Annotated in this window: 14 protein-coding genes; 9 read left to right on the forward strand and 5 right to left on the reverse strand. The window is 71.8% G+C overall.

All coding sequences use genetic code 11. The features are described 5' to 3' along the window. Window positions 1-503 precede the first annotated feature (503 nt). The 7 genes from AC3CBB_RS04925 to AC3CBB_RS04955 all read left to right on the forward strand — a co-directional run bounded on the left by AC3CBB_RS04925 (window position 504) and on the right by AC3CBB_RS04955 (window position 6,602). Window positions 504-2,066: a sugar transferase gene (locus tag AC3CBB_RS04925; protein WP_488626209.1), complete on the forward strand. Its 1,563-nt coding sequence runs from the start codon at window positions 504-506 to the stop codon at window positions 2,064-2,066. Further along, window positions 2,066-3,268 (forward strand): glycosyltransferase family 4 protein, encoded by a 1,203-nt coding sequence (locus AC3CBB_RS04930; RefSeq protein ID WP_123504493.1) that lies wholly within the window; start codon window positions 2,066-2,068, stop codon window positions 3,266-3,268. The genes AC3CBB_RS04925 and AC3CBB_RS04930 overlap by 1 nt, the downstream gene beginning before the upstream one ends. Beyond that, a complete protein-coding gene (locus AC3CBB_RS04935) occupies window positions 3,265-4,029 on the forward strand; it encodes a CDP-alcohol phosphatidyltransferase family protein (protein WP_488626210.1) in 765 nt (254 codons plus the stop codon). The genes AC3CBB_RS04930 and AC3CBB_RS04935 overlap by 4 nt, the downstream gene beginning before the upstream one ends. Further along, window positions 4,026-5,171 (forward strand): YveK family protein, encoded by a 1,146-nt coding sequence (locus AC3CBB_RS04940; protein ID WP_488626211.1) that lies wholly within the window; start codon window positions 4,026-4,028, stop codon window positions 5,169-5,171. Before AC3CBB_RS04935 ends, AC3CBB_RS04940 begins: the two co-directional genes overlap by 4 nt. Further along, on the forward strand, window positions 5,168-5,614 hold the full coding sequence (locus tag AC3CBB_RS04945; protein WP_123504495.1) for an FAD synthase family protein: 447 nt from the start codon (window positions 5,168-5,170) through the stop codon (window positions 5,612-5,614). The genes AC3CBB_RS04940 and AC3CBB_RS04945 overlap by 4 nt, the downstream gene beginning before the upstream one ends. A gap of 86 nt (window positions 5,615-5,700) precedes the next feature. Next, window positions 5,701-6,222 carry a hypothetical protein gene (locus tag AC3CBB_RS04950; RefSeq protein WP_488626212.1) on the forward strand — a complete coding sequence of 174 codons (522 nt, stop codon included), beginning with the start codon at window positions 5,701-5,703 and terminating at the stop codon, window positions 6,220-6,222. A gap of 173 nt (window positions 6,223-6,395) precedes the next feature. Continuing rightward, window positions 6,396-6,602: a hypothetical protein gene (locus tag AC3CBB_RS04955; protein WP_488626213.1), complete on the forward strand. Its 207-nt coding sequence runs from the start codon at window positions 6,396-6,398 to the stop codon at window positions 6,600-6,602. Window positions 6,603-6,794: 192 nt separating this feature from the next. Here the strand turns inward: AC3CBB_RS04955 and AC3CBB_RS04960 are convergent, their stop codons facing one another. Continuing rightward, window positions 6,795-8,579 carry a DEAD/DEAH box helicase gene (locus AC3CBB_RS04960; RefSeq protein WP_488626716.1) on the reverse strand — a complete coding sequence of 595 codons (1,785 nt, stop codon included), beginning with the start codon at window positions 8,577-8,579 and terminating at the stop codon, window positions 6,795-6,797. A 104-nt stretch (window positions 8,580-8,683) separates the two neighbouring features. Beyond that, window positions 8,684-10,018 (reverse strand): DNA polymerase IV, encoded by a 1,335-nt coding sequence (gene dinB, locus AC3CBB_RS04965; protein ID WP_123504498.1) that lies wholly within the window; start codon window positions 10,016-10,018, stop codon window positions 8,684-8,686. 133 nt (window positions 10,019-10,151) lie between these two features. On the opposite strand from dinB, the gene AC3CBB_RS04970 reads away from it, so the two are divergent. Next, window positions 10,152-11,108, forward strand: a complete 957-nt coding sequence (locus AC3CBB_RS04970) for an alpha/beta fold hydrolase (RefSeq protein ID WP_488626214.1) — start codon at window positions 10,152-10,154, stop codon at window positions 11,106-11,108. A 250-nt stretch (window positions 11,109-11,358) separates the two neighbouring features. On the opposite strand, the gene AC3CBB_RS04975 is transcribed toward AC3CBB_RS04970, so the two are convergent. Next, a complete protein-coding gene (locus AC3CBB_RS04975; RefSeq protein ID WP_488626215.1) occupies window positions 11,359-12,555 on the reverse strand; it encodes an acyl-CoA dehydrogenase family protein in 1,197 nt (398 codons plus the stop codon). Window positions 12,556-12,577: 22 nt separating this feature from the next. Here AC3CBB_RS04975 and AC3CBB_RS04980 point away from each other — a divergent pair, with 22 nt between their 5' ends. Next, window positions 12,578-13,375 (forward strand): SGNH/GDSL hydrolase family protein, encoded by a 798-nt coding sequence (locus AC3CBB_RS04980; protein ID WP_123504500.1) that lies wholly within the window; start codon window positions 12,578-12,580, stop codon window positions 13,373-13,375. A gap of 26 nt (window positions 13,376-13,401) precedes the next feature. Here AC3CBB_RS04980 and AC3CBB_RS04985 read toward each other — a convergent pair whose 3' ends face one another. Both AC3CBB_RS04985 and AC3CBB_RS04990 read right to left on the reverse strand, forming a co-directional pair. Further along, window positions 13,402-14,652 (reverse strand): D-alanyl-D-alanine carboxypeptidase family protein, encoded by a 1,251-nt coding sequence (locus AC3CBB_RS04985; RefSeq protein WP_488626216.1) that lies wholly within the window; start codon window positions 14,650-14,652, stop codon window positions 13,402-13,404. Then, window positions 14,649-15,482, reverse strand: coding sequence for a TrmH family RNA methyltransferase (locus AC3CBB_RS04990; RefSeq protein WP_488626217.1), 834 nt, complete (start codon window positions 15,480-15,482; stop codon window positions 14,649-14,651). The genes AC3CBB_RS04985 and AC3CBB_RS04990 overlap by 4 nt, the downstream gene beginning before the upstream one ends. Between the last annotated feature and the right edge of the window lie 37 nt (window positions 15,483-15,519).

Below are 15,519 nucleotides of genomic sequence, written 5' to 3' on the forward strand. Positions count from 1 at the left end.
GCTGCATCACCCGTTCGAGGGCCGGGATCACCCGTTGTCATCCCCCCGCCCGGGGGGCGCATGGTCCCCCGAAATGGGGGCATGTGGCCCCCGAGGTGAATGGCCTAGTTTCGATTCATACCCGCTGAAAGGCGGAGGGAGGTACGGCCGGAAACCAGCCGCTCCCCGTCACCCGAACAACCCGAATGCACCACGCGCTTTACCCGAAGCGTCACCCGATCACCCGCAGCACCCGACACCTTCCCGATCGTCGACTCGCACCGAGCCTCGAGACCCGCCGTACCCGACGGCCCTCAGAGGATCAGAACCGCAGGTCGACACCCGGACGCACGACCGAATCCCGATCTTCCGGTCGTTCGTCCGACCCGGCTCCGACTCGTTCCCGAATAGCGGACTGGAGCCTCTGCGCCGCCTACCCGAACCCCCCCTGGATCCATGCTTACCCTGCTCATTCTGCGTACGCTTCCGCGTACCCGCTTCCGCCCCGAATCGGAAGCGGCATCGTGACCGGCATCGGCCGCGACCTCGGAGAGAAATCCCGACTCGCGTTCCCCTCGCCGGTGAAATCCGCGGCCGCAGCCTGGTCGGATCTGGGCGAGCGGGTGGGCGGCGCATCCATCGGAACCGGCTGGGCCGTGCGCTACCGTCGCCGGCTCGTCGCCTTCGACGCCATCGTCATCGCGCTCAGCGTGGTCGTCGCCTCGTTCGTCGAGGCCCTCCGCGAGGGGTTCGGCGAGACGCTGGCCTCGCTGTCGACGACCGACACCAGGACTCTCCTCATCACGATCGGGTACCCGGTCGGCATCGGGCTCCTCTGGGCACTGTGCCTGTCCTTCCAGCGCACCCGCGACCTCTCCGTCGTCGGCACCGGCGCGGACGAGTACAAGCGCGTGCTCAACGCGACGATCCTCACCTTCGTCATCATCGCCCTGATTATCTCGATCACCGGCCACGAGTCGATGCGCTCCTACTTCTTCGTCGCCCTCCCCGGCGGCTCGCTCGGCCTCATCGCCTCCCGCTTCCTCCTGCGTCGCTGGCTGATCCGCCAGCGCACCCTCGGCAACTACCTGTCGCGGGCCATCGTCGTCGGCAGCCGCGCCGACGTCACGTACGTCATCGACCGCATCGACGAGAAGCCGGGCGCCCTCTACGACGTCGTCGGCGCCGTGGTCGAAGACGGCGACGACAGCGGCAGCATCGCCGTCGGATCCCATGTCGTGCCGATCGTGGCCGGCCTGGACGACGTGTCCCGCGCCGTCTGGCGCATGAACGTCGAGAGCGTGATCGTCGCCGGCGACCCGCGCCACGGCACCGACTACGTCCGCGACCTCGGCTGGAGCCTCGAAGGCCGCGCGACCGAGCTCGTCATCGCCTCGCGCCTCGCCAACATCGCGGGCCCCCGCATCCACTTCCGCCCGGTCGAGGGACTCCCCCTCATGCACGTCGAGCTGCCGCAGTTCGACGGCCCGAAGCACGTGATGAAGCGCGCCACCGACGTGACCCTCGCGGGTCTCGCCCTGCTCGTGCTCCTGCCCCTGATGGCCGTCGTCGCCGGCTTCATCCGCCTGGGCGACGGTGGGCCGGTGTTCTTCCGGCAGGAGCGCGTCGGGCGCGACGGCGAGCGGTTCACGATGCTCAAGTTCCGCACGATGACCGTCGACGCCGAGGACCGCCTGGCCGAGATCGCGAGCCTGTCCGAGGGCAACGGCGTGCTGTTCAAGATGCGCGTCGACCCGCGGGTCACCCGCGTCGGCCGCGTGCTGCGCAAGTACTCGCTCGACGAGATCCCGCAGCTGATCAACATCCTCGGCGGCTCGATGAGCCTCGTGGGGCCGCGTCCGCCACTGCCCCTCGAGGTCGAGGGCTACGCCGAGCACGTCCACCGCCGTCTCTACATCAAGCCCGGCCTGACCGGCATGTGGCAGGTGGGCGGCCGCTCCGACCTCAGCTGGGAGGAGAGCGTCCGTCTCGACCTCTACTACGTCGAGAACTGGTCGCTGACCGTCGACTTCGTGCTCATGTGGCGCACCGTGAAAGTGATCCTCCGCCCTGAGGGGGCCTACTGATGACCGATATCGAGCAGGAACTCGCAGGCCTCGACGCCCCCGGCGTCCGTCGCGGCGCCCGCCGCGGCCGCATCCTCGTCGTCCACTCGTCCGACGAGATGTACGGGTCCGACCGGATCGTCCTCGAGGTCGTCGCCGAGCTCGTCGCGTCCGACTCCAACGACGTCACCGTCTGGCTGCCGACCGACGTCGAGCCCGGGCCCCTCGGCCCGATGCTCCGCGACCTCGGGGCTCGGGTGGAACGCCACCCGCTGCCGATCCTCCGTCGTCTGAAGATCACTCCCGGCGGATTCCTCCGTCTCGCCAGGGACGCCGTCCGAACGCTCGCCCGTCTCTCGGGCCGTCGTTTCGACCTCGTCTACCTGGCCACCAGCGCTTGCCTGCCCGTCGCTCCCCTTGCTCGCCTCACCGGCGTCCGCAAGGTCGTCGGGCACCTCCAAGAACCATGGGGACCGAAGGACCGGGTAGGTCTTCGTCCCCTGGCAGGCGCGTGCACGGCACTTGTGGCCGTCTCGCGCTCTGTCCTCGGCGCGTCGGGTCTCGCCGAGGACCCGCGGGCGGTGGTGGTGCACAACGGTGTACCCCATCGTTCGCGCGAACTTCCCGCGGCTCCCCCGGAGCACCGCAGGCCGCACTACGTGATCGCCAGCCGCTGGAACCCGCACAAGGGCCACGGCACGCTGCTGCGCGCATGGGAGAAGGCCGGCTGCCCGGGTGAGCTCGTCGTGCTCGGCGCAGTTCCTGCCGTCGGAATCGGCGTGGATGTGAAGGCCCTCGTGGCCCAGCACGTGTCGCGCCCCGAGACCGTCGTCGTCGTCGGCGAGGTCGCCGATGCGACGCCGTACCTGCAGGCCGCCGACGCCGTCGTCCTGCCCACCGACACGCTCGAGGGCTTCGGCCTCGTGACGGTCGAGGCGTTCAGCGAGGGCCGCGCCGTCATCGCCAGCCGCTCCGGAGGCCCCGAGGAGGTCATCGACGACGGAGTGACCGGCTGGCTGTTCGACTGCACTGACGTCGACGCCCTGGCCGAGCTGTTCTCGACGCTCGACGTCGCGACGCTCCGCGCTGCCGGGCAGCGTGCCCAGGAGGTCTACGCCGCCGAGTACACGCCAGAGCGCATGCGCGCCCGGATCGCAGCCGTCGTCGACGGCGAGCTGCACCGCGTCGCCCGCGGCACCGCACCCCTGGCGGTGGCCTCGTGACCACCACGCTGAACCGCGAGACCTACGGCGAGTCGCTCGCCCGCCTCGCAAGCGCCCAGAAGGGCTCCAGCGGCGCCCCGGCGTACTCGCGCTTCGTCAACCGCCGTATCGGACGATTCCTCGCCGCCGCCGCGTACCAGCTGCGCATGACGCCGAACCAGGTGACGATGGTGAGCGCGCTGTTCACGTTCGCGGGCATCGCCGTCATCGCGTTCGTGCCGACGTCGATCGCCTCGGCCGCGTTGGTCATGCTGCTGCTCGTCATCGGCTACGCGCTCGATTCGGCCGACGGCCAGCTGGCACGCCTGCGCGGCGGCGGAAGCCCCGCCGGCGAATGGCTCGACCACGTGATCGACGCCACCAAGATCGGCGTGCTCCACCTGGCCGTGTTCGCGAGCTTCCTGCGCGAGCCCTCGGGCCGGTCCGGCGTGCTCTGGGTGCCGCTTGCGTACTCGGCCGTCGCGTCGGTCGCGTTCTTCGCGATCATCCTCACCGACATGCTCCGCCGCGCCCAGCACATCCGCACGGGCGTCCCGACCCGCGGCTCGCGGAACACGTCGACGCTATACTCGCTCGCCGTCGTCCCGACCGACTACGGCCTGATGTGCCTCTCGTTCGTCCTCCTCGCCTGGCCGCTCGGCTTCACGATCGTCTACATCGCGTTCTTCGCCGCCAACACGCTCTACCTGCTCCTCGCGCTGCCCAAGTGGTTCCGTGAGCTCAAGGGCCTCGGCTCTCTGCCCGACCGGGAGGTCTCATGAACATCCGCGCTGGATTCTTCGACCTGACCGCTCAGCTCCGTCGCGCCTGGATCGCTGTCGCCGGCATGGCGGTCGTGGGCCTCGTGGCGGGCGTCGCCGTCGAGCAGACCATCGCCGGCAACGTTCCCGGCGGCATTCCGAAGGTCGCCTCGCTCGGCGTGCTCCTCGGTCTCACCCTGATCGGGTTCGCCCTCGGACTCGCGGTCGGCTTCGTGCTGGTCCGCCTCCAGCCCCGTGTCACGACGGCCGACGACGTCCGTCGTGTCACGGGCCTTCCCGTCCTCGCGCAGCTGCCCGCCGGCGTCATCGACGCCGACGACCTCGAGGTCCGCGCGGCGTCGCGGCGCATGCGCTCCGCCCTGCGCGAGGCCGTCATGAACACCCGGTCGCTGGCCGGCGGCGAGCTCCCGGCGCGCCTCGTCCTGGCTCGCACCGAAGACGCCGACGAGTCGGCCGGAGTCGACGGCGGACTCGCCCGCGCCCTGGTCGAGAGCGGATTCGTGTCGGCGGTCGTCCGCACCGATCTCGAGACGCAGCTGCTCGCTCGCCCCTCCACCGTCGACGACTCGGCCCTCGAGGACCCGGCCCGTGCCGACGCCTCCGGCTACCAGCGCGTCTCGGTGCCCGATCGCGTCGCCTCGGCTCGCCCCGAGCGTCGCCTCGTCGAGGCCGAGAGCTTCCTCACGACCCTGAGCGAGCGCTACGACGCCGTCGTGGCCCTGGCCGGCAGCAACACGATGCCGGTGCCGCTGCGGGGTCTCGCCCCCGTCGCCGACGCCGTCGTGGTCGTCGTCCGCTCCAACCGCACCACCGTCGAAGACCTCCTCGCGCTCCATGGCGAGCTGCTCGGCCTCGGCGTCGAGCCCCTCGGCGTGCTCATGACCGGAGTCGCCGGCCGCCACCGCTCGGCGCTCCGCCGCGAGTGGGTGCCGTCGGACTTCCGCCTGGGCCGACCCGCGCAGCCGTCGCCCGAGCCGATCTCGGTCGTGGCGCCGTTCGCCGCCTCCGGGGCTGTATCCGCGGCTGCGGACTCGGCCGACGACTTCCTGCCGTCGCGCTCCGGCTTCTCCATCGCCGATCTCGCCGCGCGTGCCGAAGAGGCCGCGCAGACCTCCACCCCGTCCGGAAGGGACTCCCAGTGACCGACGCACCCCGGGTCGGCTACGCAGCCGGCGCCTACGACCTCTTCCACATCGGGCACCTGAACCTGCTGCGCCACGCCAAGTCGCAGTGCGACGTCCTGATCGCCGGCGTCGTCGCCGACGAGATGCTCGAGCTCACGAAGGGCATCTCGCCGATGGTGCCGCTCGCCGAGCGCCTCGAGATCGTCAGCCACATCGACTTCGTCGACCACGCCTACGCCGAGACCGTCCCCGACAAGATGGACGTCTGGCGCGAACTGCAGTTCGACGTCTTCTTCAAGGGCGACGACTGGCGCGGCACCGAGAAGGGCCTGAAGCTCGAGCGCGAGTTCGCCGAGGTGGGCGTCGAGGTCGTCTACTTCCCGTACACGATGTCGACGTCGTCGACGATCCTGCGGCGGGCCGTGTCGGCCCTCGACGAGGATTCGGCGGCGGTGCGCTAGTTCCTGCGCCCGGGGGCTGTGAGTAGTAGCTCCCGGCCTGTGGAGAGCGCCGGCAGGAACTGCTGCGCGTGCCCCACCATCGTCGGATGAACACGACGACATCGCACTCCGCCCCGCCCACCCTGCCCGCCGCCGTCTGCGCGTGCGAGGCCTCTCCGCCCCACTACCTCGACTCGCAGCAGAGCCTCGCCACCCGCGACGCGCTCGACGTGCGGGTGAGGCAGCTGATCCCCTGCGCGCTCGTGGCGCAGATCTGGCTGCTGCTGTTCGACGCCGACGACGTGCAGATGCCGCTGATGATGCCCATCGGCGAGCTGCCCCACCGGCCCGAGCACGGCTTCCACGGAGCGCTGGCGCTGCTGCACGAGGAGTACGGCGCGGCGTCGTTCGTGTTCGTGCACGAGCGGCCCGGGCCCAGCGTGCTGTCCGTCGACGACGCGGCGTGGCTGCGGGCGCTGCTCGAGGTGCCCGCCGACGCCGGGTACCGGGTGCGGGCGGCGTACGTGGCGCACGACGAGGGGGTCGGCGGATTCGTCGACCGCGGCGCCGTCGGGGTGGGGCGGGCCGTGCCGGCCGTGCGGCCGGGGTGCGGGGCGTGTCGCAAGTAGGCGTGCTGGCGAGGATGTCTGACGTGGAGGTCCTTGTGGCGCATCCACGATGCGCGGGTTCTCCTCGTGGGGCCTGCACGGCGCGGCCGTTCTCCTCGTGAACGTGCCGGCTGTCCTTGCGAGGGTGCACGCCTCCGCATCGTGCCGCCGGGCGGGGCGAGTAAAATCGCCTCATGCTCGATGAGACCGGCCCCGACACCTGGCTGGTCCGCGCGCGCGACGATGCTCAGCCCGAAGCGCTCGTCGAGTCCTTCGCGCGGGGCTACAAGCTGACGAGCTGGTCGCTCGTCGAAGACGAGCGGGTCGCGCTCGGCGTCTACACGTCGGCCGCGCACGCCGAGACCGCGTGGTGGCGCCACCGCGACGGCCTCGAGGATTGACGCCGGCGCAGTCGGCACGGCCCGTCGGTCGCGGGGCGACTGCGCGTTCGCAAGGACGCCTGGTGCGCCCACAAGGAGTTCGGCGGTGAGGTTCACGCCCCACAAGGAAGAGTCGCGTCGGGTGCCACCGCCACAAGGACATCTACCGCAGGAGTCCTTGCGAGCGACGCGGGCGCGCGCCCGGCGGCGGCGCTAGCGCCGGTTGCCGATGCGGCCGCGCAGCACGTCGATGCGGCGCTGGATCTGGTCGGTGCTGGCCTGGGCGACGGCGGGCCCGCCCGAGATGCGGCGGAGCTCGGCGTGGATGGCGCCGTGGGGCTCGTTGGAGTGGCGCGACCAGATCGAGACCAGGCGGCTCAGCTCCTGCCGCTGCTCCTTGATCGTCATGTAGAGCGGCCGAGCCTCTTCGACGGCCTGGGTCGGCAGGCCCGTCTTGGGCTGCTTCTTCGAGCGGCCGGCCTGCGTCACCTGGCGCTGGCGCAGGAGCTCGCGGACCTCGTCGGGCTCGAGCAGACCGGGCAGGCCGAGGAAGTCGAGCTCCTCGAGGCTGCCGACCTCGCTCGACTGGCCGAACTCGCCGCCGTCGTAGAGCACGCGGTCGAAGTTCGCCTGCGCGTCGAGGGCCTCGAACGGCTGCTGCTCGAGGAGGCTCGACGCCTTCTCGTCGCGGTTGGCCTCGGCGACCATGGCGTCTTCTTCGGAGGTGAAGATGCCGTCGTCGGAGTCGGTCGGGCGGTCGAGGGCGTGGTCGCGCTCGAGCTCGAGCGACCCGGCGAGGGCCATGAGGGACGGCACGCTCGGGAGGAAGATCGAGGCGGTCTCGCCGCGACGGCGGGCGCGGACGAAGCGGCCCACGGCCTGCGCGAAGAAGAGCGGCGTCGAGGCCGACGTGGCGTAGACGCCGACGGCGAGGCGCGGGACGTCGACGCCCTCGGACACCATCCGGACGGCCACCATCCAGCGCGACTCGCCGACGGAGAATGCGGCGATGCGGTCACTGGAGGCCTTCTCGTCCGAGAGGACGACGGTGGGGCGCTCCCCTGTCAGCTTCGTGAGGATGGATGCGTAGGCACGGGCGGCGGTCGTATCGGTCGCGATGACGAGGCCGCCGGCGTCGGCCACACCGCGCCTCACCTCGGTGAGCCTCTTGTCGGCCGCGCTCAGCACCGCGGCGATCCAGTCGCCCTGCGGCGAGAGGGCGGTGCGCCAGGCCTGAGCGGTGATGTCCTTCGTCACGGCCTCGCCGAGGGTGGCGCTCATCTCGTCGCCCATGCGCGTGCGCCAGCGCATCGCACCGGCGTACGCCATGAACAGGACGGGGCGGACCACGCCGTCGGCGAGGGCGCGCCCGTAGCCGTACGAGTAGTCGGACTGCGACGTGCGGATGCCGTGCTCGTCGGGCGCGTACTGCACGAACGGGATCGGCGCCGTGTCGGAGCGGAAGGGGGTGCCGGTGAGCGACAGGCGGCGGGTGGCCTTGCCGTACGCCTCGCGGATCCCGTCGCCCCAGGTCAGGGCGTCGCCGCCGTGGTGCACCTCGTCGAGGATCACGAGCGTGCGGCCGGCCTCGGTGATCGCCCTGTGCACCTCGGGCTTCATGCCGACCTGCGCGTAGGTGACCGCGACGCCGTGATAGTGCCTGCCGAAGGTGCCGTCGGCGTTCTTGAACATCGGATCGAGACGGAGGTTGACGCGGTCGGCGGCGTCGGCCCACTGGCGCTTGAGGTGCTCGGTCGGTGCGACCACGACCACCCGGTCGATGTCACCGCGCGAGAGCAGCTCGGTCGCGAGGCGGAGGGCGAAGGTGGTCTTGCCGGCGCCGGGTGTCGCAGCAGCGAGGAAGTCGCGGGGCTCGGCGGCGAAGTACTTCTCGAGGGCCTCGGCCTGCCAGGCGCGGAGCTTGCCGGCGGTGCCCCACGCCGCGCGCTCCGGGAAGGCGGGCGAGAGGTGCTCGGCGGCGCTGTTGCCGGCCACCACGCCGATGTCGAGCGCGGGCTCCACTTCGAGGGAGGGTTCGGCCGACCCACGGCCTTCGGGCCTGTCGGGGTCGAACGATTCGGCGATAGTCACTGCCACTGATTTTACTCGGCCCGAGGGCGCTGCTCGGACGCCGACGGCGCGTCAGGCTCGATCTCGACGCCGACGCGCGGCACCGGGCCGCCGCGCGAGATGCGGCGGGTCGAGTCGCCGAGCAGGCTGGCCGAGGTGATGCTCCCGGCGCCGAAGCGGGCCCGGAGGGCGTCCATGGTGGTCTCGGAGGCGCGCCAGTCGGCGTCGTCGTCCCACAGCCCGATCGACCCGGAGCCCGCGCCGCCGAAGCCGAGCTGCTCGACGCGCACGCCGATGAGCCGGATAGGCGTGGCCTTGCGGCTGCCGGATGCGCTGTGGTCGGTCGCCTCGTAGATGCCCCAGGCCTCCTCGAAGATGCGTCGCCCGAGGTCGGTGGGCTCGGCGAGCGTCTTCGACCGGGTGATGGTCTCGAAATCGCCGAAGCGGAGCTTCAGCACGATCGTGCGGCCGGTGGCCCCGGCCGCCCGCAGTCGGCGGCCGACCTGATCGCTGAGCCGGAACACCTCACGCCGCAGCCGGTCGGTGTCGTCGACGTCGTTCTCGAATGTGACCTCGTGGCCGGCGCTCTTCTCCTCCGACGCCGTCGTGACGCGTCGCGGGTCGCGCCCCCACGACAGGTCGTGGATCTTCTGGCCGCCGGCGACCCCGATCGCGCGCCGCAGCGTGTCGAGCGGCGCCTGCGCGACGTCGCCGATCGTGTTCAGGCCGTAGGTGCGCAGGGTCTCTTCGGTCTTGCCGCCGACACCCCAGAGCGCGCCGATCGGGCGCGGATGCAGGAACTCGAGGGTCTCACCGTGCGGCACGATCAGGAGCCCGTCGGGTTTTGCCACGCCCGACGCGAGCTTGGCGACGAACTTCGTCGAGGCGGCCCCGATACTGCAGTGGAGACCCGTCTCGGCGTGCACTCGTCGCCGCAGCTCCGTGGCGATGCGGAACGGCGAGCCCATCAGCCGGAGCGACCCGCCGATGTCGAGGAAGGCCTCGTCGATGCCGAGGCGCTCGACCAGGGGCGTGACGTCGTCGAACATCGACATGACCTGCGCCGAGAAGTGGCGGTACCTCTCGAAGTGCGGCTCGAGCACGACGGCCTGAGGGCACCGCCGCAGGGCGATAGCCATCGGCAGGGCCGAGTTGACGCCGAACTTGCGGGCCTCGTAGGTGGCGGCGGTGACGACCGAGCGCATCGAGCGATGACCGACGATGACCGGCTGCCCGCGCAGCTCGGGATGCTCGAGCAGCTCGACGGACGCGAAGAAGGCGTCCATGTCGACGTGCAGGATCGTGGCCGTGGCGTCGTCGGTCGGCTGCGCCGTCACCTGGCGGCCGCTGCCGTCCTGCTTGCTCACTCGCTGCCCTTCCGAGAGACCTCTCCGGACCCTCCAGAGAATGGTGTCACGACCCTCCGACACTCTGCGGTGTCCGACGATCGCCGCTCTCCGAGCCCTCGTGAAGGCGCCGACGGCGGCCTACGGTAGACGCGTGACGTATCCGCCGATCGAGCCGTTCGCGCACGGGCACCTGGTGATGGACGACGGGGCCGAGCTCTACTGGGAGGCGTCGGGCAACCGGGAGGGAGTTCCTGCGCTGTGGCTCCACGGCGGGCCCGGCGGCTCGCTCGGCCGGGGCGGCTACCGGCGGCACTTCGATCCGGAACGCTACTTCGTCGTGGGGATCGACCAGCGCGGGAGCGGGCGGAGCCGCCCGTGGGCGACGGAGGACCCCGAGTTCCTGCGCGCCATCACCACCGAGCGGATGATCGCCGACATCGAGGCGGTCCGGGACGAGCTCGGATTCGACAGCTGGGTGGTCTCGGGCGTGTCGTGGGGCACGACGCTCGCTCTGGCGTATGCGCTGGCCCACCCGGCCGCCGTGCGCGCCCTGGCGCTCGTGGCGGTGACGACGACGAGCCGCGACGAGGTCGACTGGATCACCGAGGGCGTGGGGCGGGTGTTCCCGGAGGCGTGGGACGACTTCGAGGCGGCCTCCGAGCGACGGCCCGGCGAGCGGCTGGTCGACGCGTACGCGCGGCGCCTGCGCGACGGCGACCCGGCCGATCGGGAGCGCGCGGCCTCGGCCTGGGACGCCTGGGAGAGCGTGCACGTGTCGCTCGACCACCCGGAGCTGCGCGGTGCGGGTCACGTGGATCCTGCGCAGAGGCTGGTCTTCTCGGCGCTCGTGACGCACTTCTGGTCGAACGACGGCTTCCTGCCGGGGTCGGCGGCGATCCTGGGGCGCGTCGGGGAGCTAGCCGGGATCCCGGCGGCGCTGGTCCACGGGCGGCGAGACATCAGCGGTCCGGCGTCGACGGCCTGGCGGCTGCACCGGGCGTGGGCGGGGAGCGCGCTCACGATCGTGGAGAACGAGGCGCACGGCGGGGAGCGCGAGATGGCGGCGCTGACCGCGGCGCTCGACGGGTTCGCGGGGCCGGCCGGCTGAGTCGTGCTGGCGGCGCGGGGCGTCGGCGCGCTAGGCCCGCCGTATCGGCAGGCTCCCTCCGTTCGGGCGGCGGGTTTGTGCCGATCCGGCGGGCGTGAGCGCATTCGGCGCTGGACTCCGCGGAACGGCGCCAACCCCCCGGAACGGCGCCAACCCCCCGGAACGGCGCCAACCCCCCGGAACGGCGCCAACCCCCCGGAACGGCGCCAACCCCTTGGAGCGGCGCAGGAGTGCGTCCGCGGCGGCGGGTCTAGCGCTCGTCCGCGGCCTCGACGTCCGGCCCGCCGCCCGCAGGCCCGCCCACCGGCCCCAGCCACCGGCTCGCCACCGTCGCGTGAGCGGAGTCGGTCGACGACGGGTGGAACCGTCCGGCCAGCACGTCGCGGTACAGCCGCCCGAGCTCCGTGTCGGCGCGGTACGACGAGCCGCCCGCCACGGTCACGGCCCGGTCGACGACGCGGGTCGCGGTCTCGGTGGCCCGGACCTTGAGGCCGACGAGACGCGGAAACCAGTCGGGGCCGTTGTCGACGAGGTCGTCGAGTTCCTGCGCGATGGTGTCGACCTGGGGCTCGAGACCGTCGAGGTCGATGGCGGCGTCGGCGATGCGCCAGCGCACGACCGGGTCGGCGGCGGTCGACTCGCCCGTGCGTCGGGAGGTGCGGGCAGTGGCGGCCTCGACGGCGAGGTCGAGCGCGCGGCGGGCGATCCCCCGGTACACGGCGGCGACGAGGGTCTCGAAGGCGGCGAAGATGCCGAAGACGAGCGGGTCGGCCGAGGGCCCGACGGGCAGCACGCGTACGATCCGGGATGCGGGGACGTGCGCCCCCGTCAGGCGGGTGGTGTGGCTCTGGGTGGCGCGCATGCCGACGGTGTCCCAGTCGCCGAGCGACTCGTGGCCGCCGTCGTCGCGGCGCAGGAAGCCGTGGGCGATCTCGTCGGACGGCGTGCGTCCGAAGACGCCGAGGCGGGTCCACACGGGTGAGAGCGACGTGAAGATCTTCGTGCCGGTGTACCGGTAGCCGCCCTGCCCGTCGGGTGCCGCCTCGGTGACGGAGTCGAACAGCACGAGGTCGTTGCCCGGCTCGCTGACGCCGAACGCGAAGACCTCCCCCGCGGCCGCGTCGTCGAGCACGAGCCGCAGCGAGTCGTCGCCGCGCGCTGAGAGCAGCGACGCCGTGACGGTCCAGACGAGGTGCATGTTGACGGCCAGCGCCGTCGCCGGGGCCGCCGTCGCCAGGCGTGACTGCAGCGCTGCGATCTGCCGCATGCCGAGCCCGAGCCCACCCTGCGCCACCGGCACGGCCGCCCTGAGGTAGCCGAGCGCCACGAGCTCGTCGAAGTCCTCCTGCGGAAACGCGTTGGCCGCGTCGTACCCGGCTGCCCGCGCGCGGAACCTCTCGAGCAGGTCGGCCGAGAGCAGGGGCGCAGGAACTTCCGTGGTCACCATTCCTCAAAGGTACGTTTGTTCCATGACACAAGCCCACCCGTGGTCCCGCTACGTCGCGATCGGCGACTCGTTCACCGAGGGCATCGGCGACCCCGATCCGACGTCGACCGGCGGCAATCGCGGCTGGGCCGACCGGGTGGCCGAGGTGCTCGCCTCGACGACCGACGGCTTCGCCTACGCCAACCTCGCGATCCGGGGCCGGCTCCTGCAGCAGATCATCGACGAGCAGGCGCAGGCCGCCCTCGACCTCCGCCCCGACCTGATCAGCGTGTCGGCGGGCGGCAACGACATCATCCGCCCCGGCACCGACCCCGACGAGGTCGCCGGCCGTCTGGAGGGACTCGTCGAGACGCTGTCGTCGCAGGGCGCCACCGTGGTGCTGTTCACCGGGCCCGACATCGGCGCGACGCCGGTGCTCGGCCGGATCCGGGGCAAGGTGGCGATCTACAACGAGAACGTGCAGGCCATCGCGCTGCGGCACGACGCGGTCGTCGCGAACATGTGGGCGATGCGCGACCTCGCCGACAGCCGCATGTGGGCGCCCGACCGTCTGCACTTCTCGCCGCTCGGCCACCACACGATCGCCCGCATGGTGCTGGCCGCGCTCGCCGTCGACAACGACCTCCTCGCGTCCGAGCTGCCCGCCGCCGAGCTCCGCCAGTGGCGGGAGGCGCGCCGCGAGGACATCGGCTGGGCGCGCGAGTACCTCGTGCCGTGGGTGCTGCGGCGGGTGCGCCACCAGTCGTCGGGCGACGGCCTGGGGCCGAAGCGGCCGGAGCCGATGTCGGTTCCGCCCTACGGCGCCGGGACGGAGTCGTAGCCGCTCAGCGGTAGATGCGATAGCGGCTAGAACACCGACGACGGGTTCGTCAGGCGCCACCACGCGTCGGGCTCGGTCATCGCCCGATCGAGCACGAGCGGCACGGTGGTGACCGACGAGCCGATCGTGACCCTGAGCGTCCCGACCTTCGAGCCGGCCGTGGCCTCCCCCACGGTGTCGAGCGCAGGAACGGCCTTCACGGTCGCCGACCCGTAGACGAGCTTCGACACCGTCTTCGCGGCGACAGCGTGGGCGTTCGAGCCCCACTCGGTGTCGTACGACCCGTAGACGTCGTCGGCCGTCACCGCTGTGACGGTCTGGAAACCCGACTTGACGCTCGTCAGCAGCTTCGCCACGTCGACGTCGAGCGAGTCGTGGTCGACCCCGCCCAGCATGACGCCGACCACCGTCACGGTGTGGCCGAGCACCTTCTCTCTCGTGGCGAACAGGAGACAGGCCCCCGCCTCGTCGAGGGTGCCGGTCTTGATTCCGACGACGTCGTCGATGCCGAGCAGCTTGTTCGAGTTCTCGACCGTGCCGACGACGGGGATGTCGACCGACTTCGTCGACACGATGGACGCGATGTCGGGGTTGGCGAGCGCGAGCTTGCCGAGATTCACGAGGTCGGTCGCCGTCGACCGGTTGGCCGCGTTCAGCCCGGTCGGCTCGACGAGCGTCGTGTGGTTCAGCCCGTGCTCCTTCAGCCAGGCCTTCGCCGCCGTGACGTAGGCCTGGTTCGAGCCGAACGCCCAGTAGGCGAGCGCGCTGGCGTAGTTGTTGGCCGACTTGATCAGCGCGACCTGGAGGGTCTGCCTCTCGGTGAGCGTGAGACCGGCGGGCATGGCGGCGACCTCGCCGTCCTGCGCCAGATAGGTGTCGTACAGCGCCCGGTCGGACGCCGTGAAGGTGATGTCCGGCCCCGAGCCGCCGTCGAGCGGCTTCTTCGAGAGCACGACGAGCGCGGTCACGATCTTCGAGATCGACGCGATCGAGCGCGGCTTCGAGTCGCCCGAGGTCGTCAGGCTGTCGTCGAACCCGACGGCCTCGACCGCCGTGGCCCCGTAGTCGGGGAAGCGAAGCGAGAGCGCCTTCTCGGTGGGCGCGGTGTACTTCGTGACCTCGGCCGACGCGGGTGCGATGGGGGCGAGGAGGGAGGCGGGAACGTAGACGCCGACGGCGATGACGGCGGCGACGACGACGACGGCGGCGATCCGCCGACGGACGGCGCCGGGGCGGCGCGCGCTGCCGCGACCGCGGGCCGAGCGGCGGGCGCTCACTGAGCGGCCTCCGCGGCACCCGAGCCCGGAGAGACGCGCAGCGACCACAGCACGACGGCCGACGCCGCCGCCACGTTCAGACTGTCCACGCCGTGCAGCATCGGGATCGTCACGACCGTGTCGGCCGCCTCGAGCGCCCGGTGCGAGAGGCCGTCGCCCTCGGTGCCGAACAGCATGGCGATCTTGTCGGGCGGGTCGGCCGCGTAGGCGTCGAGCGTCACCGCGTCGTCGCGGAGCGCGAGCGCGGCGATGTCGAAGCCGGCAGCGCGCAGGAACTCCGCGCCCTCCGGCCAGTCGGGCAGCCGAGTCCACGGAACCTGCAGCACCGTGCCCATGGACACGCGCACGCTGCGGCGGTACAGCGGGTCGGCCGAGCGCGGGGTCACCAGCACGGCGTCGGCCCCGAGGCCCGCCACCGCCCGGAAGATCGCGCCCACGTTGGTGTGGTCGACGATGTCTTCGAGCACGACGACGCGACGGGCGCCCTCGAGCACCGACTCGACGCTCGGCAGCTCGGGGCGGTGCATGGCCGCGAGGGCGCCGCGGTGCAGGTGGTACCCGGTGAGCTCTTCGAGCACGTCGGCCTCGCCGACGAAGATCTGGCCGTCGTACTGCTCGACGAGGGGCTCGATGTCGGCCAGCCACTTCTCGCTCAGCAGCACGGAGCGCGGCACGTGGCCGGCGTCGAGGGCTCGCCGGATCACCTTCGACGACTCGGCGATGTAGAGCCCGCCCTCCGGCTCCGTCTTGCGGCGGAGCGCGACGTCGGTGAGGCGGGAGTAGTCGGCGAGCTCGTCGCGGTCGAGGTCGGTGATGCGGGTGATGCGCACGGAGGGCTCCAAGGCGGGGCGCCACCGCAAGCCGGGA

The sequence above is a fragment of the Frondihabitans sp. OV104 genome, from assembly GCF_057787745.1.

Excerpts from the sequence above, each read along its gene's own strand:
- AC3CBB_RS04955 (WP_488626213.1), top strand. The coding sequence starts at position 6,396 with ATGCTCGATGAGACCGGCCCCGACACCTGGCTGGTCCGCGCGCGCGAC.
- AC3CBB_RS04940 (WP_488626211.1), top strand. The coding sequence starts at position 4,026 with ATGAACATCCGCGCTGGATTCTTCGACCTGACCGCTCAGCTCCGTCGC.
- AC3CBB_RS04975 (WP_488626215.1), bottom strand. The coding sequence starts at position 12,555 with ATGGTGACCACGGAAGTTCCTGCGCCCCTGCTCTCGGCCGACCTGCTC.
- AC3CBB_RS04950 (WP_488626212.1), top strand. The coding sequence starts at position 5,701 with ATGAACACGACGACATCGCACTCCGCCCCGCCCACCCTGCCCGCCGCC.
- AC3CBB_RS04930 (WP_123504493.1), top strand. The coding sequence starts at position 2,066 with ATGACCGATATCGAGCAGGAACTCGCAGGCCTCGACGCCCCCGGCGTC.
- AC3CBB_RS04980 (WP_123504500.1), top strand. The coding sequence starts at position 12,578 with ATGACACAAGCCCACCCGTGGTCCCGCTACGTCGCGATCGGCGACTCG.